The following is a 22,154-nucleotide window of genomic DNA, read 5'->3' as shown; positions in this document are numbered from 1 at the left end:
GCCGGCTCAAATCGTTACACCGTTGGCTTGCGGCCGAGGCAGAAGCTCTCGGTGCGGCGCGCGGCGATATCGAAGTCCTGGTGCAGCACAACCCGGCGCGTCCCCGACAGCGACTGGGTGTAGGGATCGACCAGGATATCCAGCGCGCCCCACAGGCCGATGTAGACATCGCGCAGGTTGCCAAACAGCACGTCGCCGTTCTGGAACTGGTTTGTGATCTCGGCCGTCGACCCGTTCACGGTACCGCCGTCTTCCCAGATCGTCTGGCCATTCGAGTTGGCGAACTTCTCGGTCGACTTACAGTGACCGCGGAACTTGGAGTTACCCACGTAGCGCACCGAATCCGTCAGAGCGTTGTCGAGTGCGACCTCGCTCTCCATTTCGATGATTTCCGCATAGGTCGGCTGAATGCCCGCGAACGCCACTGCGTTGATCCCCGAGTGGTTCAAAATACCCAGCGGGTTATTCCCGACGCCATCACCATAGTAGCCGTACCAATCGATACCGAGCGCCAGATCCGTCGCCAAAGAGCTACGGAACTGCAGCTCAACATCCATCGAGGACTGCTGCATCATGCGGCGCGTCACCCGGCCAAAGACACCAATGGTGGTCGGGCTCATTTTGACCAGCCCAGCGTCCATGCTGCCCTCGCCCACATCTTCGTCTTCACCGACGATGAACACGTTACCCGAGCCGGTTTGACCAGGTACATCCAGATTGCCGACCAGACCGCCCATCGGCGTCCCCAGCTGCAGCAACGTGGCGCGGTTGCGCAACATCTCGATGAAGGATTGCGTGGCCAAGTTGGTATCGATCAAGAACCCGCCTGTGTCGCCCGGCGTGGCACCGGAGATCGATGTGTTCAGCGCGCGGGTCAGGACGTCGACGGGGACTGTGATCCCTTCGGAGCTGCGCCCCATCGTTTCCTGCGCGGCCGCCGATGCTTCGAATTCGAATGCAGCTGCGGATTGTGCTGACCGGTCGCTTGGATTGAGCAAGGCCCGAGCTGCGCGAAGAAAGCTAAACCGACCCACCTCGGAGTCCGTCATGCCAACGACACCTGCGTTGTCATCCAATGCGCGGTTGCAAGTATCATCGGAACGGCCGCTGTTGCCGTTTCCATTCCCGCGCCCACCACCAACGTGATCGAGCAGAGTGCGGGTGAATTCATCGACGGACGTGCTGCCGCGGATTGCATCAGCTGCCAGCTGCTGCGCCGAATACTGCTCGCCCATTTCCAGCAACGCCGCAACGCGGGTCTGCTCGGCTTCTTGGCCGCGCGTCACCAGCGCTTGTGTTTCGGATGCCCGCTCAAGCACCTCGATCTCTTCCACGATGTTGCCGTTGTCGTCCACCTTGGCACGGACCAGGTGACCGGCTGCGTTGCGGAGAATGCGAATGTTCATATCGCCTGATCCTTCTGTTTCAGTTTGCGCTGTGCGCGTTTGAGAATGGTTTGGAGTATTGGAGCCATCGCCGGTCGGTTCCTCTGGCGGTTCCCCCGCCGATCGACCGACCCCCACGGATGCATCCGCAGGAACGCTCACCATCGAGATTTCAAACGGCTCCCAATCGGTGATCGTGACCTTGTCGCGCTCGCCTTTGACCTCTTCTGTTTTGATCGCGCGCACGAAGTAGCCGACCGACACGTGACGGATCACGCCGTCCACAATATCGGCCCAGATTTCGGCAGCCTTGGCGGACCGGCCGAACCGCAAAACAGCACGGCCGCGGCGATCGCTGTCGACCGATGAAGTCTCGACCACACCGATCTGGATATCTGGGTTGTGGTTCCAGAGCACGGCCGCGCCATTGCGCAGGCGGTCGTCGGACATTGCCCCCGGCGAGTGGTCTAGGATTTCATCGCCAAACCAGCGCGCGACCGGCTCCTCAGAGCTGAATGCCACCTCAACGGTGCGCGCCTCCTCATCGATCGTGCGCACAGCCGCCTGCCGGCGCAAAGGTGCCCCGCCGCGGTTGGCATTGACCTGCTCCACGGTCACCGACCGGGTCAGGACTGCACCGATCAACGAAGCGGCCAAGCCGCTATTCTGCGTCAGGAGTTTCATTTTTGTCATCGGACTCGTCCTCTTCTTGATTTGCGTCGCCAGCTGGCGGCCGAACAGCGGCGGGCACCACGCCCAGAACCGAGGCCATGATGAACTCATCGGGAATGCCGGCCTTGCGCATGGCTTGGATATCGTCGGCGTAGGTGCGCCAGGTGGTGTCGGGATCGTCACCGCGACGCCGAATGATTTCAGACGGCGATGTGAGCATGTTGTTTTTGGCGTCAATTTCCGCTTTGACGTCCTTGGTCGGATCGACCCATGCCCACCGACGGCCCTGCCAGTAGACATTGCGGAACTTCTCGATGCGCTCGGGACGCAGGCGGATCGAATTGTTCACGACCAGCCCCATCAAAAGCGCTGGCTCGAGCGCCGACTGATAGCAGCGATCGATCAACGTCTCGATCAACCACTCCTGCAGATCCATCCAGTGATCGCGCTCATCCAGAACGCCCTGGCGGATCGAGCTGAAGTTCACGCCTTCAAGATCGTTGGCAAAGCTGACATAGGCCACGCCCATGCCGGCACCGGCACCGCGCAGCATCGACTTATGGAACGGGGCGAACTCGCCCGAGGGATACTGCTGGGTGAATGCCTTTGATTTCAGGCCCGTCGGCAGCTCTTGGAACACTCCACCCGCGCTTTCGATATAGAGCTCTTCGTCCTCCTGCTGTTCCTCATCGGGTTCCGGCCCGTAGCCTTCCTCCCACTCGAGGAAACCACCGACCGACGCGCCGGTCCGCGCGCTGGTCAGCGCCGCATTTTCCAACCCGCCCAGCATGTGCAGACGCCACAGCGACGTGGCAGCCCAGGGAATGCCCCGGCGCTGGCCCGTGATATCTTCTAGGAAACCATGTATGATCTCATCAGCCGGCACCCGATCGAGGCTGGTCCCGTTGAACGTGTAGCCCGAGCCGGCCGGATCGCCCGTCATGAAGTAGAATGCCAGCGGCCGGCCCTCCCGGCTGAACTCGATCCCCTGGCGCACGAAGCGACCATTGGCGAGACGATCGACGTTATAGTCGACCGGGCACCGCTGCGGATCCAGAACCTGCAGCGCATAGCGCATGGGCCCCGCGTTGCGGCCGCGGATTTCGCGGATCATGAACTCGCCGTCTTTGGCAGCGGTTTTGACCGCTCCCTTGCAGATCATTCGAAAGCTGCGCTTGCCGGTGATGTCGCAGTTAGACGCCCGCTGCCATTTGCGCCACCACGCCTCAAGCGCTTCGTTTGCCCCCCGATCGAGCGCGCCGCTATTGTCACGCGCCTGCGCCTGAAGCGCAAAGCCGCGGTGACCAACAATATTCTGATCGCACAGACGCAGGAAGGATTTCAGATAGTCGTTCTTCTGAGCCTCCTCTCGCGAGCGCGCGACCAGGACACGCTGATTGCGGTCGATGACCTGGTCGGCGGTCAGCGGAGTGGTTGACCAATTAGACGTGAGCCTGTCCGAGATCGCAGCGTCGAACCCGCGCTTACCCACCGCGGGGCGCATCGGCTTATTGCGCCGGCTCACCTTTGGGATCGAGCTCTCGACCATGACCACAGGTGCGCTCGGCTCTTGGCGATTGCCCTCGCCGGAATCGCGCGCTTTTCCAAAACCAAACATCAGCGACCAAACCTCACTTTAACCTGCCGGCCGGTCAGACGTCGGCGTTTTCCATTGGGGCTCTCGCGCGCGATCTCGCGCTTGTATCGATCGCGCAACAACAACAGATCAGCGATCGATGTACGGACCAGCGACCGGCCATTGATCGCGTAGCTTTCCTGATCCTTCGTGGCGCGGCCTTCGATGACCGCCTCGATTGAGGCAAGCACTCGCTGCGCGTGACCACGTGCCTCAAACCCTGCATCGACCGACACCAGATCCGCAGCAATGGTCAGCTGGCCGGCTTCGACCTCATGCACATCCTCCCCAGAGACGGCACGGACCGACACCTTATAGGTGCCAGCGTCCCAACCCGAGGTGGTCGCAGCGGTTTCGGCGAACAAATGCCCAGGCCCGAGCGGTGCCGCTTCAAGATCGATCGAAGACGGACCTCGGATGATCGCTGTCAACGTCCACTCGGGTGCCGGATATGCATCGACATGCACCTCGGCCTTAATGCTTAAGCCGGCCGTGACTGAGCTGGGAAACTGATGGAGCAAACCTGACTACCTATTGTTGATCCGCCCTGATCCACGAGGTCGTGTGCGGCGTGTTTTACCTCGCCTAGTCTTGCGAGCCTTTGGCTTCGCTTCCTCTGGCGGTTCCCCCGCGGCCGTTTCATCCTCCGCAACATGATCGTCGTCGGGTTTGAGCCGGCGCAGACGCACCAAGATATTCGGGTTTAAGATTTTCAACGCGGCATAGGCATAGACCCGACAATCGAGCGCCTCGTTTCGGTCGCGGGTTTTCTTCCACTCGCGGATTGGGAAGCCCCGCACGAACCGGGTCACCAACCGCTCGGCCGTCAGCTGATGAAACCACTCCGGATCCCGATCGACAGGCCAGTGGCAATAGCCCTGGCCGGGCGTGTCCTGCTTCGCCCGGCGCATCACAATCAGCTTGGCGTCATTGACCCCGATCGTGAACAAGGTCACCGGCCGCGCGCGCTTGCCCGACTTGGACTTCTTCGGAGCAGACGCGATCGGATTGTCCCACCCCTTGCCCCCCTTAATGGCGAAGATGTTGCGCCGCTGCTTCCCGCGCAGCTGCTCATAGGCTGCTTGGGTAAGGCCACCGGAACCACCGGTATCGACACAGGCAGAAGCGATCCGCATCTGCGCCCCGGATTCGTGCTCGAAGGTTTGATCGAGATAGTCAAAAAGCTGGTTCCAGACTTCGGGTTTAAGCGGATCGCCCCAGAAGACTTGATGATCGAGGCTCCAACTTTCCTCGCCCAACCCCCAGCCGACGCGCTCGAGCTCGAGGCGATCCTCCTGCATGTCGACACCGCACGTCTGGACGCCGACTTCCATCGGAACCTTCGATGGGAACGGCTCGGCGCGCGCGATCAGCTGCTCGACCTCGAGCGTCTCTGCCTCTTCCTCCCAGGCTTCCGCAAGCGTGACGTTGACGAAGGTCTGCAGATCCCCGGCCGCTTTCTTGTCCAGGAAGGACTGCACGATCATCTTAAATTTCACAAAGCAGGAATAGAGCCCGTTGAGATGATAGGACGCATGCCCCCGGAACGGCTTCTTTGCCTTCCACCCATGCCCCAGCCGCTCCGCGTTTCGGATGGCAAAGTAACGATCGGTGTCCGACCAAACGCAGCCATTCGCCCGGCACTCATAGTAAGCGCTCTCGGGCATGTGCTCGCCGTCCGCGTTCTTATCCCATTTGACGTTTGACCACTCGATCGTCTGGACGGCATCGCAGTGCGGACAGGCCACATGGAACTGACGCTGGTCACCCTGCTCGTAGGCATGATCAATCCACGAAATCCCGCGGATTGTCGGCGTCGAGATCTCTACCAGCTTACGCTGATCATCAAAGGTGTTGGCCCGCTCCCATAACAGACCGACGGGATGACCCTCGGCCGTGCGATCGTAGCCGTCGGTTTCGTCGCAAACGATGAAGGGTGCAGACCGGCCGCGCTGCGTCTTGGGAGATCCCGACCAGGCGAACATGATGAAACCGCCCGGGTAGGACTTCATCCGCGTGTTGTTCACCCCCTTGCGCGCCCGAGGCGTAGCGATCCGGGTCTCAAGGTCGGGGTTGGCTTCGACCAGCGGGTTAAACTTCGTCGTCAGCCATGTCTGCAAGTCGCCTTCCGACGGCTGCATCATCAGCTGCGACACAGGATCGTGCACGATTTTGAAACCCTGAGCACAGAGTGCCAGCTGCGTCTTGCCAACCTGCGCGCCCCATTTGAGCGTGATCCGGTGACACGATGGGTCGGCCGTCATGTCCAATGGCTCGCGCTGATACGGCGCGTTGTCGAAACTGATCAGACCAGGGATCGCGTTGCCGACAGGGATTTGAACAGACTGCTCCGCCCACTCTGACGGCTTCAGGTCGGGGGGCGGTGCCAAGCCTGCGAGAAACGAGGTGGCCACCATCAGAGCGGCGCTACCAAATGGCCAGGACATCAGTCAGCTCCCACCAGCGAAGTCGGATCAGTGGTCGACAGCTTGCGCAGAGCCGCGCCGATTTCTTCCTTTGCAATGAGCTTGATCGAAGCCTCTTTCTTTTCTGACTTCGCGCGCGCCGCGATCCGAGTGGGCGCGTTGTTCAAAAGGTTGGCGCGCACCTCAGCGATCACCAAGTCCAGTGCTTCCTTCATCTGCTCGGCATCCACCAGGGCACCGCGCATCTTCGCCGCTTCCATTTCTGCCATGTCAGCCTGCGACTTGGTCAGCCGCGCCTTTTCGGTATGGTAGTCAGCCTTTTCCGGATCACCGTCGGCACCGCGGGGTGCGATCCGTTCCTGCAGGTACCCGACATAGCCTTGAACCGCGGCCGCAAGCTCATAGCGGCCGTGTTCGGCCTTCGGGATCACGCCCTCCTTCGACAGCTGCTGGACCCGGCGCTCGGTCAGCTTCAGCAGCTTCGCTATCACGCTGACCGGATATGTTGGATTGCCCGAGCTGCTCATTCAACATCCGAGCAATCCAGTGCGGGCAGCCAACCTACGCGCCTTGTCACTTGCCAGCCTCCCCACGTTTGCCGCGCAGATCGTCGAAGCGATCGGACGTGCCCTCCAAGACAGCCTGCCCCCCGGTGAAATCCTGCCAGCGTTTCACGATCACATCCGCAAACCGTGGATCCAGCTCCATCAGCCGCGCGACACGGCCGATCTTCTGCGCCGCGATCATCGTGCTCCCCGAACCGCCAAACGGATCCAGGACCAAATCACCGCGCCGGCTGCTGTTCTTCAGGTACTGCATCACCAACCCGACCGGTTTCATCGTCGGGTGCTCGGTGTTGCGGCTCGGCTTTTCGTGGCGCAGCACCGACGACACCAGCTCCTCGACCTTAAGGTCAGAACCTGAGACGCGCAGATGGCCGGATCCGGTGTCTATCAACAGCGACCCGTCCTCCTTCACGACGAACGGCAGATCCTCCGCATCGATGACAGTTGTCTGCTTACGGCCGCCAAACCAGCGGTGCGGTGCGCCAGGCTTCCAACCATGAAGGATCGGCTCGTGCCGCCACTGATAGTCCGACCGACCCAGGACTGGGCTCGGCTTCACCCAGACCAGACACCCCGACAGCTTGAACCCAGCGGAGCTGAAGGCTGTGCGAAACGGCAGCCCCTCGGTGTCGGCATGGGCGACATAGAGCGCACCGCCTGGCTTGATGGCCGCGAACGCAGAAACGAAGGCATCGGTCAGGAAGGCAAGGAACGCATCCGCGCCCATGTTGTCGTTCTCAATCTTGCCGGCCGTGCCCTCGTAGTTCACGTTGTAGGGCGGATCGGTCCAGCACATATCGACCAGCTCATCACCGATCAGCCGCTCGATATCAGACATGACCGTGGAGTCCCCACACATGATCCGGTGATCACCGCAGACCCACACATCGCCACGCCGAGAAACGAAGTCCCCTCCGATCGGCGGCACCTCGTCGTCTTCGGTTTTTCCTTCCTCTCCCAGGCCGTCAAGATCGACAAAAAGCTCGTTCAATTCGGATTGGTCAAAGCCCACAACCCCGAGGTCAAACCCCAGATCGCGCAGCTCGCCAAGCTCCAGCTTCAGCAGCTCATCATCCCATCCGGCGTTCAGCGCCAGCTTGTTGTCGGCGATGATATAGGCGCGCCGCTGCTCGTCTGACAGGCCGGTAATTCTGAGGCACGGAACCTGCGACATCCCTATTTCTAAGGCTGCAAGCACCCGACCGTGGCCGGCGATGATGGTGCCGTCCTCACCGACCAACACCGGGTTGGTGAACCCGAACTCGCGGATCGATGCCGCGATCTGGCTGACCTGCTCAGAGCTGTGGGTCCGCGAGTTTCGGTCATAGGGCGTCAGGTCACCAGGCGGCAAAATCTCGACGTCGGTGTAAGAAATTAGATCAGACAAGCGCTGCTCCTAAAACGAAACGAAATGGAAAAAATGGCGCACCCACAAGTTGGTTTTTGCGACCATGCGCACCCACTGGCCCTCCCGGCCGAGGAAGGACCCTTTTTTATATGACGATTTCACTGCGCCCTGCCTGCGCGCAGCTGCTCACGCAGCACGGCATAGTCGCCGATCAGCACTGGCAGCACCGAACCCTCGGGCAGCGCCTCAAGCTCATCAGCGGCCTGCGCTTGGACCGCGTTCGGGTAGTCCTTCACGATCGGCAGCACGCTAGAAGTTTCCCTTCCGCAAGCGTGTAACGACAGACCGGCGATCAGTAGTAACGGCAGCGCCTGCATCCTGCATCCTCCTCATAGTTTTGATGTTTTCCAGCGATTGACGCTCTTTAGCGTCAACTCTGCCCTCGCGCTCTCTGAGCTCGCCCCAGCCTTTCAGCCCAGCCAAGATGGCAAGCCCAAACATTAGATAGCGTCCCCATGCCGAGCGCATAAACCGATGTGCAAGCAAACCGATCATCGCGCCAGGCTACGGTTTTCACGCGCATCCAACAGCCGGCGACGACGGGTAGAATACCCAAGCGCGCGCAACGCAAACCATGCCGTCACGCATAGCCCGCACAGCAGCAGCGCAGGCCAGTGTTCGGTAACCATCGCGCTCAGCTGTCCCATCACCCCGGATGCGGCCTGCGCCGCTTCACCTGCCTGTTTTGCTTGGGTGGCAATCCCGGCAACTCCGCCCAGGCCGACTAAGTCTCCTACACGCGCTGTCATTTGGGCATCCTGCGCAGTGCCACTTTCACGATCAATCTCTTGCTGAGTGACGAAACGTTCAGGTCGTGGTGACGCCTTGGCCATTTGAAGCCAGTCATCGGCGTTTACGACACCGTCAGACGGCAGATCATTGTCCGCTTGGAATGCGAGGGTCGCAGCGCGGGTGAGACGCCCGAAATCCTTATCCGCGCGACCTAGGTGATAGCCACGATCGGAAAGCTCCACCTGCCAAACGCCGACATCAACAGACCTGTCACCAAAGCGTAGGATCGGGCGGTTAGACTGAAGCACTTCCACGCCACCCAGCATCAAGGTGATACGCTGGCGCATGAAGTCACCGACGGATCGAGCCCCGCGGAGATCGTCTCGCCAAGGCAGCCGCGCAATGTCCCATTTGCCCCGCTGCTGCACCCCAAGCGTGGTCTGGACCTCTGCATGCGTGAGGACCGTCTGGGGTGTGACGGGGATGCCGTACTCGACGCAAAGATCAGCGACCAGTTTGCAAAAGGCGTTGAACTGCGCCTCATTGATCGGCGAGGGTCCGGCATCAAAGGGATGCTCCACAGCGCCACGCATGCCGCACATTGCAACGCCAATCGATCCTGTATTCAGCCTCAGAGTATGGGCCGCATAGTCGCCATCAGACGTGACGATGTTGTCCTCGACAGCCTCTGCCCCAGCAATGACTGTGCCGTCATACTCGACCAGCCTGTGGTAGTGCGCCTTGTCTTCAGCAGAGGCGCGCCCTGCCCCGGCAGTCCAGTGCGCGATGACGCGCTTCATTCGTCCGCCACTCACGGTACGTCCCTTTCATTGGGTTGGATTGCGGGTCGCATCATGCTGACCCTTCCTGCAGCGCAACGATCTCTCGAACCCGATAGGTTGAAAGCTCGACGCGATCTGCGATTTCGTTGATTGCCATGCCTTCATTCAACATCCGCATGATCTCGCGATCGCGATGCTTGCGATGGATGAAGCGGCAGTTACTTGGCTGCAGGATCATACCTGAGAAGGCGTAGACCATCTTGCAGGCATCCTGCCATCCGAGCAGCTCAACCAGCTTGTGATCAAGTGAAATTCGCTTTGGGATGTAGACACACACACGCCAAGAGCGTGATCCGGAAACCGGCAGCTTGCCAATGAACTCGAGCGCCTTGTCACGCCCAATTACTTCCGCAATCTCTTGCACGGACTCTGGCAGCCGTGCGACCATCTCGCGTCCCATCAGACCTCCACAACCTCGATGCCTTGGGCACCGGCGACAGCCCGACGGACCTCGTAGTCACGGGTGGGCATGCCCTTTGCGTCCTCGTAGACCTGCAACCCGGTCTCCAGATCGACATAGCCAAAATCGACCGTGATCCGCATCTGCCGTCCCTTCCTTGACAGCAGCGGCCCGTACCGACCAACAAGCGGAACAACCACTTGGCGTCTCAGATCAGAGATCTGCCCAGCGCGCTGGAGAAGGCAAAGTTGCGCCCAGCGCGCTGCCTCTTTCTTGGAATCGAAGCTGATGCCATCCACCACGGTGCGCTGGGCTCCGTACTTCTGGCTCTTGGGCTGGGATTGCGCCGCTCGTAGGTCGGCTGCGGTCATACGTTCAACCACGCTTGGCCCCCTTCCCGTGAGCCTTAAACTGGGTGACGGCAAATTTCAGAGCCCGCGCAACTTCGGCCGCGATGGGATCCGTGGTGCCAAGCCCAAACTGAACCTGATAGGCCCCTTGGATTTCATCGATGGAGTGAAATCGCTTCCGGTATGGAACATCGGCGCAAGGCCCAGGCCGATGAGAATGGATCATGCAATCGCCAGCCGTCAAATCCACCGTGACTGTGACGCGACCGAAGGTGGTGCCATTTCTGGACGGATCGTTGTGGACAGCGCTCATACGTCGATCCCCACTGCCCGGCATTCTTGGGCGGTGACCAATCCCTCAGCACAGAGCTGGCGGGCCATAGCGGCAGAGCAGTGCCGCGCATTCTCAGCCTTGGTCCGGATCCAGCGCGCCCAACGTTTTTTGACCGCCTCAGCGTTGGCCGTGTTTTTCGTTGCAGACTTGGCGAGGAACTGAACCCACCCCTGGCGGGTGAGCCAATTCTGCGAATACGACACGAAGCGGAGCTCGTTGCCCTTTTGCTCCAAGGCGTATGCTTTGGCACCGGAGAGGATGGCAGCAGGATCGGTACCGGCGGCAATCGCCTTCTTCAGCGCAGCCTCGGTCTCAACAGGATCGCCGGGACGCGGATGAACCTCGAGGAACTCTTCCAAAAAAGTCGGAGAAATCCCGATTGTCTGCGGGTCGGCTTCCGACGCGCAAGGTTCCTTTACAGGTTCTCTTACTGGTTCTTCTATATACGACTCCACCCCTGTGGAGACGGACCCCTCTAAAAGTGGAGACGGAACTGCGCCAAAAGTGGAGACGGATCCGGCTCCACTGAGTGGAGTCGGCTCTGGGACATCTGACAGCTCGAAACCGAGCACATATCGGGTGGGTTTTTGCCGGTTTGTGCGCTCGTCACGTTCCTGCTTTCTGCGGATCAATCCCTTGCGCTCGAGCTCGCCAAGCGCCTTGTTCAGACCACCATTCGACAGGCCAGTGTGGTCGCGCAAATAGGTCTGCTTCGGAAAACACCCCATGCTGGCATTGTGGCAATCGCACAGGTGAAACAGCACCCTGAATTCGCCATGCGTCATGTCGTTGGGCGGCACCGTTGCCAACCAGTGGGTAGCAGCGTGGCTCATAGCATTTCCTCACACCAGCGCGCCCAGGGCAGGCTCACGCCCAGCGCACCCATGCAAACGATCCGACAAGCAGACCGAATGCATTGAATTGAAAGTGATAATTGATTTACTGCAGGACCCACGAATCTGCTGCTGTGCAGCATGTTGGGCAGTAACCGTCCCGCCATAAGTCCGGCGATAAGTCCGATGCAGGGCAAAAAAATATGCGGAGCGCCCATTTCAGCTGGCCTCCGCGAATAGCATCTGACAAGCGATCTGGCCGTGCTCACGCATTGCCACGGCAACGTGGCCACCATTGGCCCCGAATTGCCCTTTCCACCAGTTTCTGGCTGTTCTTTCGGACACACCGAACACACTCGTGACGTGGCCGATGTTGCGATAGTTGGCGACGATGTATGCCTGCCAGCGGGCTGGGAATTCGCGGTGCACCTGATAGGCATCGTACCCTGCGCAGGGCCCGGAGGAAGGTCCGCTCGTCTGCGAACCCTCTACCGTGACAGTGTCACCGTATGGAGAACCATTCACATAAATCACGATCGGGGAACCGGCAGTCAAAGCGTTCATGCCGCGTCCTCGTCGATCTGGAGGAACGAAAACATCGAGCGCGAAGGTTCTTCCAAAGATGCCTCGCGAGCCATACGGCACATGACATCATACCAAGAGGCAGGAAAGGTACCGCTTTGCATTGCGGTATGCACCGTGGTCGATCCCTTATTCAGAGAGCGAGCTACAGCGTGATAGCCACCCAAGGCCAAAACAAACGATCGCGTCGGAGTATCCATAGACCATCCGTAGTACGAATATTTCGTACAGGCAACCGTTCAGTCGATGGAAAGTGCAATTTTTTCGTATCAGGGCGTAATCAGACCTATGGATTATATTGAACAAGAACGGCTAGCGCGAACCGGTGACACATCACCCGAGGCCATCCATCATAGGCTGGTCGCAGTGCGCAAAATGACTGGCATGACCAGCAAAGAGCTCGCTTCCAGCGCAGGGCTGAAATACACCACGTTCATTTCCCAGGAGAAGTCTGGCTCACCGTCGGTGAAGCTAATGACTTATTACCTCAAAGCATTCATGGTCGATTACAATTTTCTTCTTGGCGGAGACCCTGCGAGGCTTCCAGCCGACGTGCGTGAAGCGATTTTGGCTGAGCTCGCCTGACGACCATCCACGTGATCGGCGCAAATATCCAATTGAGATTCAGCCCCAACGCTAGCCCAACCCTAGCGGTCACTCGCACAAGCAATTCGATTCCCCTCGATGTTCACGTTTTATTCTCATAGTCATCCCGGTGGTTGTATAGCTGCAATTTCAAGAAATACGATTTTTTTGAACTATTGAATTAATATATACGAATTTTTCGTATTATGCTGAACTCCAGAAACCTAGGAGGAAATCATGCGCGATCACATTGAGCAGACGCCGTCAGCGATCGAACTACCCGAGGCGGTAGACAGCCAAAACCGCTACAAGGCAGACCGCAAGGAACATCAGGCACACTGCCAAGAAGATGGTGAGACCGGGGTTGTCGTACATGATGGTCAGCATTCGCCGAGCCTCCTTAAATTTTTTCCACGCTCCAGCGAGCTTGAGTTCACAGCTGAGTTTCATCCCGTATTTCCTTTGTTTTTGCGGGATGGATTGGATGTCGGTGTTGGAAGCACCGGCATCCTGCCCGCGGACAAGTCGTGCAAACAGACTTGCCCGCGGGTAATCCGATTTCCTCTGGCGGCTCCCCCGCCTGCCCAGCTAGCCGATGCGATGTCGGTCGCGGCTCACCCTGAGGAAGTCCGCGACCGCCCCCTTCTGCGCCGCCTTGCATGGTCGACGCTGATGGCAGCTCGCGGCAACAGGGTGAACCAGACACGGCTGGCAAAGCTCCAACGAGGAATAGCCCTATGAACAGTCGCAAGCTGACCGAGCATCAACTGGCGGCGCTGATAGATGCCCACCGATCACTGAACTATGGCGGACTTATCGAGATGCCATCACGCAACCCGCTCGACATCGTGTGGACGGCAATGGATCCCACTTACAAAAAGCGCCACGCCGACAGCACAGTACAGCAACTGGTGCGAGCTAGGTTGCTGCAGATGTCTGGCGAGGAACCTGATCGCCGGGCACAACTCACTGAACCAGGACTGATGGAACTGGATATCGAAGGCGCGTGCGAATGAACGCCCGCATTCGCCCCCCTGCCCGTCGGCCAGCCGTAACGCATAAGCTCACGTGGCGAACAGAGACAGCTGAGCACAGTTTTCATATCACCGTAGGTCTGGACCCAGACACAGCGAAACCGATCGAAGTGTTCTATGCTGATGGCCAACGACATGGCTCTCAGCTGCAGCATACCATTCAAGACGCATGCGTTCTAATAAGCCTACTCCTTCAGCATGGTGTTGCGCCGGTCGCTATCGCGAAAAGCCTGTCGACAGCGTCCGTCTTTGGCACCGAGCAACCCTCATCAATCATCGGGACAATCGCTGACGACGTTCTCCGCCAAGGACTATCCCCATGAAGGAACACATCATTCGAGCTCCTGCTACCGTCTCGCCAGCTGCTAAGGCGGCAACGACGGCACCTAAGCCCACGAGCGATCCATTCAGCTCGAGGGCTCCTTTTCATTTCCCTGAACTCGGCGACAAGGTTTCGTTTTCCAGGACCCCATCACATGAGCGGGAAATAGGATACGTCCGGTCGCGCGAGTTCGGGACAAGGTGCATCGAGATTGTAGATGCGAATGCGAAACCACTTCGGCTAGTGCCGGGACAATATCGGAGCGAGAAAAGATGAATGCACATGTCAAACCACCTTCGAGCAATGTCATCTTGTCTCCTGCCCGCGTCGCCCACTATGTGTCAGCGCTGGAGCAAAAGCTCGGCCGCCAAATCGGGAAGGCGACAATTCTGCCAGGAGGAGGGATCGAGGTGGAGATTGCAGGCCATGACAAATCGTCGAACCCAGCTGACCTTGTGGACATGAGCGAATGAAGGGACGCGACCTCCCCTCCTACATCCATCGGCGCAAGCGGGACGGTAAGCTGTTCTTCCGGAAGCGCTACGGTGCGAAGATCGTGGAGATCCCGCTCCAGACCCAGTTCCCCGCCGGCGACCCTGTTCCTTTTGCTCTGCACCAGGAACGTGAACGCGTGTTGAACGCCCCCATGCCGGTGCCTGAGGGTAAGACAGTCACTCACGTGATCGAGCGCTACGAGCGGTATGACGACTTTGCAAACCTTGCGCCGCGAACGAAGGCTGACTACCGGCAGCACCTGGATTTTCTTCAAGAGAAGATCGGAAACTTGCAGCCCAAGGCGATCGAACGTCATCACGTCATAAAGTGGCGGGATACATGGGCCAAGAAAAGCCCGCACAAAGCCAACTATCGCCTGCGCGTCCTGAAAATTGTAATGGAGCGCGCGATCGACTTCGGGCTGCTGCCCACTGGCGGCAACCGCGCTAAGGGCGTGTCCGAGGTGAAGTACGAAAAGAAGCAGCGCATGCCGTGGCCGGCCGAGATGATCGACGCCGCGCGGGAGAACGCAGAGCCCCGCACTCGGCTGCTGTTCGAACTTCTGCTCGGCACCGGCCAACGCATCGGCGATGTGCTCAAGATGAGGTGGTCAGACTTCGACGGAGAAGCGATCAGCGTCCGCCAGGGCAAGACCAAGGCCAATTTATGGATCCCAGCGCCACAGATGCTCCTGCAGGCCCTAGGGAGCGCCCAGCGCAGCTCGGTGTTCATTCTGACGAACCAGGCGCAGACAGGCCCCTGGTCCTATCGAGGCGCGGCCGATGGGATGATGAAGCTGCGCCGCCAGATTGGTGCAGAAGCTTACGACATCCACTCACTGCGCTACACGGCGACAGCCGAACTGGCTCGGGTCGGGCTGGACGATGATCTGATCATGGCCATCACGGGGCACAAGACCCACCGTATGGTGCAGCTGTACGCCGGTGCAGAACGGCAGAAACTTCGCGCGCGAGCGGCCAATGTTGCACGCCAGGCGAAGCACTCACCATCTGGGCGAAGTTAGGCGGCACTCATCATTCGGAGGACGCCAACAGAACTCAGTTGCGTCGCACAGCCCGCAGGAGCATGTTCATTCGGCATAAACACGAAAGCGCTCAAACCTGATGACAACTGCAGAATTCCTCACCTATCTCGAACGCTTTCAGACATCGATTGTCGGAATTATCGGTTTTGCTGGGGTTATATTGACGCTGATTGCGAGCTCCCTGAGCTCGAGACGAGAGCACCAACGTCAAGTTGAGACCAGACGCACTACATTGCGACGCATCCTGGCTGCGGAGCTTAGGAACTATGCAAGGGCGCTCAGAAAAAATCTCGAACAAGAAAAACCGGCCGAAGCTTTCATATCAGTCGGACGAATACGTCGGTTACTTTCTGACCATCTAACAGCCGATCTTGGCCTTCTAGAGGTGCAAGAGATTGATATCGTGGTGAATGCGCTAATCAGCCTGGATGGGATGGAGCACTTTCTGTCAAATATTTCATCGCAAATGACTGATGATCGATTTTTGTTGCCCTATGAAAGATGGGAAGACCTACGAATGGTATGCTCGACGACTGCGGATGCTCTGGACTACGCCGTCCAGGTTCTTGAAATGGGCAGCACTTCCCACTGAGGACCTGTTCCTTCAGGCAATTGGACATCGTCAGAAATCGGATAGACATTTGCGTTTGGATTATGGCCGAGTAACTCAAGCGCGTGATCTGCGTCTGGAGCAAGTAGGTAGCCACTTCGGATGCGGCCTACCGTTTCTATACAGTATGTTCATTTTCTCATTCAGACACCTTACCCGCTTAAGATTGCCAAAGCGTTACCAACCAAATCCTCTTTCCCGCATAGAACCGTCCTAGACCTTTACCAATGTTGAACTGCGTCATGGCTGATGCAGAACCTCAACAACCTTTACACCTAAGCTATTTTTGAGTGCGTATAAGCTCTTGGGGAGCGACCGCCCTATAACCAAAACGGCGTCGATGGAGCAATTTTCACCGCTAAAATCACGCTCGGCTTCCATGACAGCACGATATTTCACGCATTGGAAGATGCCGCGAATTAGATCCACTTCATTTGAGATACTTGACTTAATTTCAGCGGCAAGCCGGATTTTTCCAGTTTCAAAAAGCACATCCATTCGATCTCCCGAAGGCAACGGTGCCTCAGTTTTTCCAAGCAAGGTTTGCGGTTTCACGCCCACCACTTTCGGATTTTCTGCGACATACTCTTTCAGTTGTTTATGCTCAGGTCCCTCCCCCCCGCCGTTGCCCCTGCTCTTCTTAGATTTCTCGATCTTTTTGGACGCTTTGCTTGAAGCTGAAGAAAGATCGCAAGCTTCCAATATATCAATCCAGTACGGATAGGCATAAATCTCGTACCAATAGGCCTGCAAATACGACCTCTTCTCAGATGGGGTGAGAGAACGATAATCCTTTAAGCGGCCGGCCAAAAAATCATCAAATCCGTCGCCTGGAAGCATTTTGCGCCGATTGATAACTAAAGACTGGATATGAGGTATTTTTCCCCAATCTCTATCTCGTGAAAGCTCATCGAGTGTTACCCCAATGCTACCAAGAACGTAGTCGAGATTTCTGGGATTTTGCATTCCCAACTCGATGGACAAATCATCGTAGAAAATCGGTTTTGGGAACTGTGCTTGGCGGACCAAGATAGGAAGAGCCTTCCGCGCACGGATCTGGTACAGCTTATTTCCAAAAATATTCTGAGCTTTCACTGCAGCCTTAACCATCAGCAATCAGCCTTCCTAAAAATTTATATAAAACTAGACATCGATCATGTGTTGATAATTAGACAATGTACAATCTCACGTTGTTAATACACAGAAAACGTAAGCGTGGCCTTAAACTTGTAGCACTAGGCGAGATTACTACAGATGACATCATTCGAAGAAGCGGTTTTGAAAGTTAGCGGCAGCCATCGTGAAGCGCTGCACTGGCTCAACGAACACCGCGGACGGCGGATAAGTTGGTCAGTAATCAAAGCGCATGCGGAGAATGGTGCTCGGTTGGTTAACCAGGCCAAGGGTATCTACAAGCCTGCCTATACTGATCTAGCCCTAAGCGTTCGAACAATCCAAGACGGGCCGTATCCGGATAAAGAGGTAGAGTACCGGCCGGATGGAAGCTGGGTTTGTCAGTACTTCCAGGAGAACATTGACCCCAACCAACGCGATAAAGAAGCAACCAATCGTGGCCTGATGCAATGCATGGAGCATGCAGATACCTGTGGGGTTTCTTGTCAAGCGCAAGCCCAAGCCTGGGGTTGAGTATGAAATACTTGGTGTCGGTTTTGTGGTAGAATGGCAGAACGGCTATTTCACAATTGAGGGGGTGAACAATTCAGGTGACCTTATCGGAGTACACGATGCGACAAGAGCCCGAGCCTCTAGCGCTCAGCTAGCAAAAGAAGGTGTTGGTGATTTTGACGTTACCGATCACGACTTGCGTCAAAGACAGGTTGTTACCGTCGCAGTACGGCGTGGTCAGGCAAAGTTTCGCGCCGAACTATTGAAGGCTTACGAAGGGCGTTGCTGCGTTACAGGCTGCGATTTGACAGATGCTTTGGAAGCGGCCCACATATCAACGTATCGTGGACAGCATTCAAATCACCCTCAAAACGGGCTACTCCTTCGTGCAGACATACATACTCTGTTTGATCTCGGACTAATTTCTTTCGATGGAGCCAACAAGTTGGTGGCAGCGCCATCAGTATCCCATTCGTTAGCCTATCAAGAACTGAGTGGAACACCGTTAAGGAAACCTCGCGAGGCCTCTGACTTACCCAGCGCAGAAGCATTACGAAAACATCGTGAGTGGACTGCGCTATGACCGAACAGCCTGTCGGCTAGCAAAATAGACGATCTTGTACAAATTAAGGTAAAATGCTCTTTACAAGCGCAAAGGCACAGATGATCTCTTACAACGACCTCGACAGGCTAGGTTCCTAAAGATCTATCGACTTGCCAGAACTGACCAACCAGTTTTTGCCGCTTATCAGAGGCTCATAGGGAGAAATGACGTGGTATTCTCGATAAAGTCTATATTAGCAAACTTGCCTCGCTTGGGATATCAACGTTTATATTTCAATACATTGCCAGCACACAACAGCAATATCACAATAATGATAGGCGAAAATGGTTCAGGAAAATCAACCCTACTAAGAGAGATACTATATTGGGCGCGCCAATCAAGTGGCAGCGCACTTCGCCGCCGTACGTCTGAACGGCGTATTTTAGAAGACGTTGAGGTTCAGCCTAGCAGCCCCTTCAACTTAAGAGATTCACCGAACAGAGTTATAGCGTTATCATTCACCCCATTTGATAAATTCCCACCGAGAGATGATATAGCCATTCAAGCATCCCGTAGCGTAGATCATGGAGAACTAATAAGCCCCTACTACGTCTATCTTGGATTCAAGAATCAATATGGCTCAACTGGGAGCCGGTCGAAGCTTCTGCAACTTATTCAGACAGTAGTATTTGAAAAACACAGGGAAAATTTCCATACTGGGATCTCTCATGTGTTACGGCATATCAATTATGAGCCAAGCATTCGGGTTCGATACAGACTAACAAGTAGATTCAAAAGTTACCTGAGATTAGAAGATCAATATCAAAATGGTTCTCAAGAAGTATTTGATCAAGCGAAAACTTCGTTCTCAGAAAAGTTTCATCTGAATGCACAACGCTATCTTCGCGACCCCATAGTTCATCACTGGTATTATCATCCGCCAGAGATATCTGTAGACCTTGAAAAAGATATGTTCTCGACCGCTGGCCAGAGACATATATTTGATCATTACTCTACTCACGATGACAAAGAGATATCAATGATCCAGGAGATGGTATCTCTGGGTCTGATGCACCTGCACGAAGCGCAGATTTATTCGAAAGACAATCCGGATGGATGGATCGATCTATTTCAACTGAGCTCAGGAGAATTGAATATCATTGTTGCTTTTCTTGGGCTAGGAATTTATCTAGTTGAAGGCTCACTAGTACTCATAGATGAGCCAGAAAATTCCCTTCATCCCGCTTGGCAGGAGAAGTACTCTGAGCTGCTAAGTGCTGCCTTCGAAGGGATCCCAGACTGCCAATTCATATTGGCCACGCATTCGCCTATCATTCTATCAGGCATTTCAAAAAATGGTGCATCGGTCGTCAGATTGGATAAATCTCCATGTAACATTGACAGCGCAACTTTCGAAGGTATGGCTTCGGATGCTGCATTGGTGAATGGATTTGGTGTGGTTATCGAAGGAAATTCTTATCTTCGCCAACTTGCCTTGGAAGCTCTGACACTAATTCGAACAGGTGAAGGTGGCAGTGTGAGGTTCAAGGCGATACAATCAGTGTTTTCTGATCACATAGACAGTATGGACCAAGACGATCCTCTGAACAAGCTCGCTTACGCTATATTGGATCACGGCTAGTATGGTATTTGAATATCTTGAATGCGAACGATATGAGTACATTGAACTCGTTAGAGAAAGATCATTTTCTGAAGCGAATGATTGGCTCGACCGATCTCAATTAAAACAGAGAATAAAAAAACACTGTGTTCGAAAACAGGAATTTAGGTGCTGTTATTGCCACAAACCCAATCCATCAACCAATAACAGGCTTTGGGACCTTGAACACATTCTTTCGGAGGATGATTACCCTACTTTCTTCGCTGAACCTTTAAACCTAGCAGTGGCCTGTCCAGCTTGTAACACTGCGAAATCAAATAAACCAGTTCTAGCAATTGATAATGATGATAGCGTGAATCTTCCTAAAAATTCCTCCGACTATTGTATTGCTCACCCAAACCTAGACAGATGGTCTGATCACCTTAGTCATACAAGCTATCTCATCTATACTTCCAAAACCCCCAAGGGTTTGGAGACTATTAAAATCTGTAAACTTGAAAAGGAAGCGGCGGAGATTGCAGGACACAATGTGGAAGCGATCGATGCCGCAATTTCAACTGAGTTTTTTGCACAGGTGCCAAACACATTGCCTAGCGTCTTATCCGTACATGTTCCGCAGATAGTAGCGGCGGCTAGAGCAGCCGAAGAGCTAGAGCGCATTAAGCCGTTGATAGTCAAAATTGATTCTGAAATTGAAAAACTAGAAGCAAAGGCGATCAAAAAATGGGAAAAAAGTAAACCTTTTAGAATTCCCAAGTAGATTAAGAGCCTTATCTTCGGGTCTGTTTCGCTCTTTTTGACAGCAACTACTCAAATTAGCGACCTATGTTGGCTACAGCGTCTCTAAAGGTCAGAGCAGACTAAAAAAGCCTTGATTTCCACTAAGAACGGTCAATGTGCGACATTTGGAAAGAAAATAAACTTTCAATGTCAACTAGTCAGCTCTTCAAATGATAGAAGATGAATCCGTTTTGGCCTGAGGGTGTTATCTGATCTCCTATCACATTCAATAGCTAGATTCGCTCTTACCTTCTGGTAACGAGCCAAATTTTCTGGGTCCACCGTTGGATATAGATCCATTGGCAATCGTGCTGGGAACTTTTCGTCGCCAATTATGACTGCGCTCCAACCTGTATTTATCTTATCTCGATCAGTCCCACGAATGTCGATTACGGCACCTTCTAAATCAATAATTTTGGTATCATCAACGCTCTTCAGATCTGCATCGCTCGGGAATTCAGCAAGAGCATTTGCCTCTATATCTGGCGCATTTTCCAGCTCTATCTTTGCAGATTTATCTTTCTTTGACGGTCTTAAAAAGTCAGCGACTATTGGAATAAGCTTTTTTCGCTTCGAAGGCGGCAAGCTGCGTTCCAGAGCTTTTTCGACAAATTTTGGATCTTGACCGATGACACTTGAAATCTGCTGAATCACAATATTGTTGTCACCGTTGATAGTAGGGGCTGAGCTAGCCTGGCCCTTCGAGCGAGCAACCCGGTCATATGCATATCGGGCAACGACATAGGTCACTGCTAGCGCTGCGAGTGTGGCTGCGCCTTCGTATTCTGGAGGAATGTCTAGGCCGAACATATCTTCAAAACCTCCAACTACCTTCTCCTCTATTTGGGTTTGATACTCACCGTAAACTTCGATCAAGAGATCCCAAACCAAAGAGCTTGTAGCAAGAGATTCAACCCTGACGGTTACTTTGTCGAGCGTGAAATCTGGGTCTAACTCAGTGAGAAAGCTGATGCCCTCTTCGAGGAGGATCTTTTGTGCAGCCAGTGAGGATATGACCTCATCTATGGTAAACGCTTTCGCTGTATACTTGCCTGAGTGCCTAAAAATTGTTCTCAAAAGAAATCCCCTTGCGGAGAAATCCTTTCAACCTTTAGGCGATTCCTCAAGTATGAATAGCGGTAGCCAAAGCTTTGACGAAGAAAATAGAACAAGAATGTGCGGCAGAGTGTGTTGCAGCACCATTTTTAAGCTACGGCAGCGGCCGCTAAGTCTTTGAAATCATATGGAGGCGAGTAGGAGAATCGAACTCCTGTACACGGATTTGCAATCCGCTGCGTAACCACTCCGCCAACTCGCCTCGACCGC

At 55.3% G+C, this 22,154-nt stretch carries 25 protein-coding genes and 1 tRNA gene; 10 read left to right on the top strand and 16 right to left on the bottom strand.

The annotated features are described in order from the left end of the window. Nucleotides 1-14: 14 nt before the first annotated feature. The 13 genes from AADJ11_RS19700 to AADJ11_RS19640 form a co-directional block, all read right to left on the bottom strand. Nucleotides 15-2,078, bottom strand: coding sequence for a phage major capsid protein (locus AADJ11_RS19700; RefSeq protein ID WP_341236114.1), 2,064 nt, complete (start codon nucleotides 2,076-2,078; stop codon nucleotides 15-17). Further along, the gene (locus AADJ11_RS19695; RefSeq protein ID WP_341236113.1) at nucleotides 2,047-3,675 is read right to left on the bottom strand and encodes a phage portal protein; all 1,629 of its coding nucleotides are present in this window, start codon (nucleotides 3,673-3,675) and stop codon (nucleotides 2,047-2,049) included. The genes AADJ11_RS19700 and AADJ11_RS19695 overlap by 32 nt, the downstream gene beginning before the upstream one ends. After that, nucleotides 3,675-4,214: a hypothetical protein gene (locus AADJ11_RS19690; RefSeq protein ID WP_341236112.1), complete on the bottom strand. Its 540-nt coding sequence runs from the start codon at nucleotides 4,212-4,214 to the stop codon at nucleotides 3,675-3,677. The genes AADJ11_RS19695 and AADJ11_RS19690 overlap by 1 nt, the downstream gene beginning before the upstream one ends. Before the next feature lie 6 nt (nucleotides 4,215-4,220). After that, nucleotides 4,221-6,140 (bottom strand): phage terminase large subunit family protein, encoded by a 1,920-nt coding sequence (locus AADJ11_RS19685; RefSeq protein ID WP_341236111.1) that lies wholly within the window; start codon nucleotides 6,138-6,140, stop codon nucleotides 4,221-4,223. Next, nucleotides 6,140-6,646, bottom strand: a complete 507-nt coding sequence (locus AADJ11_RS19680) for a terminase small subunit, Nu1 (protein ID WP_304950134.1) — start codon at nucleotides 6,644-6,646, stop codon at nucleotides 6,140-6,142. The genes AADJ11_RS19685 and AADJ11_RS19680 overlap by 1 nt, the downstream gene beginning before the upstream one ends. A 46-nt stretch (nucleotides 6,647-6,692) precedes the next feature. Then, nucleotides 6,693-8,072: a site-specific DNA-methyltransferase gene (locus tag AADJ11_RS19675; protein WP_341236110.1), complete on the bottom strand. Its 1,380-nt coding sequence runs from the start codon at nucleotides 8,070-8,072 to the stop codon at nucleotides 6,693-6,695. Nucleotides 8,073-8,191: 119 nt separating this feature from the next. Beyond that, nucleotides 8,192-8,410 carry a hypothetical protein gene (locus AADJ11_RS19670; protein ID WP_037963739.1) on the bottom strand — a complete coding sequence of 73 codons (219 nt, stop codon included), beginning with the start codon at nucleotides 8,408-8,410 and terminating at the stop codon, nucleotides 8,192-8,194. A 174-nt stretch (nucleotides 8,411-8,584) separates the two neighbouring features. Continuing rightward, the gene (locus AADJ11_RS19665; protein ID WP_341236109.1) at nucleotides 8,585-9,640 is read right to left on the bottom strand and encodes an N-acetylmuramoyl-L-alanine amidase; all 1,056 of its coding nucleotides are present in this window, start codon (nucleotides 9,638-9,640) and stop codon (nucleotides 8,585-8,587) included. A gap of 37 nt (nucleotides 9,641-9,677) precedes the next feature. Further along, on the bottom strand, nucleotides 9,678-10,067 hold the full coding sequence (locus tag AADJ11_RS19660) for a hypothetical protein (RefSeq protein ID WP_051577572.1): 390 nt from the start codon (nucleotides 10,065-10,067) through the stop codon (nucleotides 9,678-9,680). After that, nucleotides 10,067-10,438: a DUF1064 domain-containing protein gene (locus AADJ11_RS19655; RefSeq protein WP_341236135.1), complete on the bottom strand. Its 372-nt coding sequence runs from the start codon at nucleotides 10,436-10,438 to the stop codon at nucleotides 10,067-10,069. The genes AADJ11_RS19660 and AADJ11_RS19655 overlap by 1 nt, the downstream gene beginning before the upstream one ends. Nucleotides 10,439-10,442: 4 nt before the next feature. Continuing rightward, complete coding sequence (locus AADJ11_RS19650; protein WP_341236108.1) at nucleotides 10,443-10,730, bottom strand: hypothetical protein; 288 nt, start codon at nucleotides 10,728-10,730, stop codon at nucleotides 10,443-10,445. Continuing rightward, on the bottom strand, nucleotides 10,727-11,584 hold the full coding sequence (locus tag AADJ11_RS19645; RefSeq protein ID WP_341236107.1) for a helix-turn-helix domain-containing protein: 858 nt from the start codon (nucleotides 11,582-11,584) through the stop codon (nucleotides 10,727-10,729). The genes AADJ11_RS19650 and AADJ11_RS19645 overlap by 4 nt, the downstream gene beginning before the upstream one ends. A gap of 219 nt (nucleotides 11,585-11,803) precedes the next feature. Beyond that, a complete protein-coding gene (locus tag AADJ11_RS19640; protein ID WP_341236106.1) occupies nucleotides 11,804-12,148 on the bottom strand; it encodes a hypothetical protein in 345 nt (114 codons plus the stop codon). A 306-nt stretch (nucleotides 12,149-12,454) separates the two neighbouring features. Between AADJ11_RS19640 and AADJ11_RS19635 the strand changes: the two genes are divergently transcribed. The 6 genes from AADJ11_RS19635 to AADJ11_RS19610 all read left to right on the top strand — a co-directional run bounded on the left by AADJ11_RS19635 (nucleotide 12,455) and on the right by AADJ11_RS19610 (nucleotide 16,239). Then, nucleotides 12,455-12,751, top strand: coding sequence for an XRE family transcriptional regulator (locus AADJ11_RS19635; RefSeq protein WP_341236105.1), 297 nt, complete (start codon nucleotides 12,455-12,457; stop codon nucleotides 12,749-12,751). A 237-nt stretch (nucleotides 12,752-12,988) separates the two neighbouring features. Continuing rightward, on the top strand, nucleotides 12,989-13,492 hold the full coding sequence (locus tag AADJ11_RS19630) for a hypothetical protein (RefSeq protein ID WP_341236104.1): 504 nt from the start codon (nucleotides 12,989-12,991) through the stop codon (nucleotides 13,490-13,492). Then, the gene (locus AADJ11_RS19625; RefSeq protein WP_341236103.1) at nucleotides 13,489-13,767 is read left to right on the top strand and encodes a hypothetical protein; all 279 of its coding nucleotides are present in this window, start codon (nucleotides 13,489-13,491) and stop codon (nucleotides 13,765-13,767) included. Before AADJ11_RS19630 ends, AADJ11_RS19625 begins: the two co-directional genes overlap by 4 nt. Nucleotides 13,768-14,379: 612 nt before the next feature. Then, complete coding sequence (locus tag AADJ11_RS19620) at nucleotides 14,380-14,580, top strand: hypothetical protein (RefSeq protein ID WP_341236102.1); 201 nt, start codon at nucleotides 14,380-14,382, stop codon at nucleotides 14,578-14,580. Beyond that, complete coding sequence (locus tag AADJ11_RS19615) at nucleotides 14,577-15,626, top strand: tyrosine-type recombinase/integrase (protein WP_341236101.1); 1,050 nt, start codon at nucleotides 14,577-14,579, stop codon at nucleotides 15,624-15,626. The genes AADJ11_RS19620 and AADJ11_RS19615 overlap by 4 nt, the downstream gene beginning before the upstream one ends. A gap of 100 nt (nucleotides 15,627-15,726) precedes the next feature. Next, nucleotides 15,727-16,239: a hypothetical protein gene (locus AADJ11_RS19610; RefSeq protein ID WP_341236100.1), complete on the top strand. Its 513-nt coding sequence runs from the start codon at nucleotides 15,727-15,729 to the stop codon at nucleotides 16,237-16,239. Between the two features lie 258 nt (nucleotides 16,240-16,497). Here the strand turns inward: AADJ11_RS19610 and AADJ11_RS19605 are convergent, their stop codons facing one another. Beyond that, nucleotides 16,498-17,373, bottom strand: a complete 876-nt coding sequence (locus AADJ11_RS19605; RefSeq protein ID WP_341236099.1) for a hypothetical protein — start codon at nucleotides 17,371-17,373, stop codon at nucleotides 16,498-16,500. A 138-nt stretch (nucleotides 17,374-17,511) separates the two neighbouring features. Between AADJ11_RS19605 and AADJ11_RS19600 the strand changes: the two genes are divergently transcribed. From AADJ11_RS19600 to AADJ11_RS19585, 4 genes are all read left to right on the top strand, one after another. Beyond that, nucleotides 17,512-17,904, top strand: a complete 393-nt coding sequence (locus AADJ11_RS19600) for a hypothetical protein (RefSeq protein ID WP_341236098.1) — start codon at nucleotides 17,512-17,514, stop codon at nucleotides 17,902-17,904. After that, a complete protein-coding gene (locus tag AADJ11_RS19595; protein ID WP_341236097.1) occupies nucleotides 17,852-18,466 on the top strand; it encodes an HNH endonuclease in 615 nt (204 codons plus the stop codon). The genes AADJ11_RS19600 and AADJ11_RS19595 overlap by 53 nt, the downstream gene beginning before the upstream one ends. A gap of 190 nt (nucleotides 18,467-18,656) precedes the next feature. Continuing rightward, a complete protein-coding gene (locus AADJ11_RS19590) occupies nucleotides 18,657-20,069 on the top strand; it encodes an AAA family ATPase (protein ID WP_341236096.1) in 1,413 nt (470 codons plus the stop codon). Nucleotide 20,070: 1 nt separating this feature from the next. Beyond that, on the top strand, nucleotides 20,071-20,808 hold the full coding sequence (locus AADJ11_RS19585; protein WP_341236095.1) for a hypothetical protein: 738 nt from the start codon (nucleotides 20,071-20,073) through the stop codon (nucleotides 20,806-20,808). Nucleotides 20,809-20,978: 170 nt separating this feature from the next. Here AADJ11_RS19585 and AADJ11_RS19580 read toward each other — a convergent pair whose 3' ends face one another. Together AADJ11_RS19580 and AADJ11_RS19575 are read right to left on the bottom strand one after the other, a co-directional pair. Beyond that, complete coding sequence (locus AADJ11_RS19580) at nucleotides 20,979-21,905, bottom strand: hypothetical protein (RefSeq protein ID WP_341236094.1); 927 nt, start codon at nucleotides 21,903-21,905, stop codon at nucleotides 20,979-20,981. 167 nt (nucleotides 21,906-22,072) lie between these two features. Next, nucleotides 22,073-22,146, bottom strand: a tRNA-Cys gene (locus tag AADJ11_RS19575). Nucleotides 22,147-22,154 lie beyond the last annotated feature (8 nt).

This window comes from uncultured Sulfitobacter sp., assembly GCF_964021855.1.
Classification (GTDB): Bacteria; Pseudomonadota; Alphaproteobacteria; order Rhodobacterales; family Rhodobacteraceae; genus Sulfitobacter.
The sequence above is the reverse complement of the archived record's forward strand: the minus strand, read 5'-3'. Positions and strand labels throughout refer to the sequence as shown.

What these genes read in the sequence shown, in the direction of transcription:
- AADJ11_RS19700 (WP_341236114.1), bottom strand. Translation starts at nt 2,078, where the DNA reads ATGACAAAAATGAAACTCCTGACGCAGAATAGCGGCTTGGCCGCTTCG.
- AADJ11_RS19695 (WP_341236113.1), bottom strand. Translation starts at nt 3,675, where the DNA reads ATGTTTGGTTTTGGAAAAGCGCGCGATTCCGGCGAGGGCAATCGCCAA.
- AADJ11_RS19685 (WP_341236111.1), bottom strand. Translation starts at nt 6,140, where the DNA reads ATGTCCTGGCCATTTGGTAGCGCCGCTCTGATGGTGGCCACCTCGTTT.
- AADJ11_RS19680 (WP_304950134.1), bottom strand. Translation starts at nt 6,646, where the DNA reads ATGAGCAGCTCGGGCAATCCAACATATCCGGTCAGCGTGATAGCGAAG.
- AADJ11_RS19670 (WP_037963739.1), bottom strand. Translation starts at nt 8,410, where the DNA reads ATGCAGGCGCTGCCGTTACTACTGATCGCCGGTCTGTCGTTACACGCT.
- AADJ11_RS19660 (WP_051577572.1), bottom strand. Translation starts at nt 10,067, where the DNA reads ATGGGACGCGAGATGGTCGCACGGCTGCCAGAGTCCGTGCAAGAGATT.
- AADJ11_RS19655 (WP_341236135.1), bottom strand. Translation starts at nt 10,438, where the DNA reads ATGACCGCAGCCGACCTACGAGCGGCGCAATCCCAGCCCAAGAGCCAG.
- AADJ11_RS19650 (WP_341236108.1), bottom strand. Translation starts at nt 10,730, where the DNA reads ATGAGCGCTGTCCACAACGATCCGTCCAGAAATGGCACCACCTTCGGT.
- AADJ11_RS19645 (WP_341236107.1), bottom strand. Translation starts at nt 11,584, where the DNA reads ATGAGCCACGCTGCTACCCACTGGTTGGCAACGGTGCCGCCCAACGAC.
- AADJ11_RS19640 (WP_341236106.1), bottom strand. Translation starts at nt 12,148, where the DNA reads ATGAACGCTTTGACTGCCGGTTCCCCGATCGTGATTTATGTGAATGGT.
- AADJ11_RS19635 (WP_341236105.1), top strand. Translation starts at nt 12,455, where the DNA reads ATGGATTATATTGAACAAGAACGGCTAGCGCGAACCGGTGACACATCA.
- AADJ11_RS19630 (WP_341236104.1), top strand. Translation starts at nt 12,989, where the DNA reads ATGCGCGATCACATTGAGCAGACGCCGTCAGCGATCGAACTACCCGAG.
- AADJ11_RS19625 (WP_341236103.1), top strand. Translation starts at nt 13,489, where the DNA reads ATGAACAGTCGCAAGCTGACCGAGCATCAACTGGCGGCGCTGATAGAT.
- AADJ11_RS19620 (WP_341236102.1), top strand. Translation starts at nt 14,380, where the DNA reads ATGAATGCACATGTCAAACCACCTTCGAGCAATGTCATCTTGTCTCCT.
- AADJ11_RS19615 (WP_341236101.1), top strand. Translation starts at nt 14,577, where the DNA reads ATGAAGGGACGCGACCTCCCCTCCTACATCCATCGGCGCAAGCGGGAC.
- AADJ11_RS19610 (WP_341236100.1), top strand. Translation starts at nt 15,727, where the DNA reads ATGACAACTGCAGAATTCCTCACCTATCTCGAACGCTTTCAGACATCG.
- AADJ11_RS19600 (WP_341236098.1), top strand. Translation starts at nt 17,512, where the DNA reads ATGACATCATTCGAAGAAGCGGTTTTGAAAGTTAGCGGCAGCCATCGT.
- AADJ11_RS19595 (WP_341236097.1), top strand. Translation starts at nt 17,852, where the DNA reads ATGCAGATACCTGTGGGGTTTCTTGTCAAGCGCAAGCCCAAGCCTGGG.
- AADJ11_RS19585 (WP_341236095.1), top strand. Translation starts at nt 20,071, where the DNA reads ATGGTATTTGAATATCTTGAATGCGAACGATATGAGTACATTGAACTC.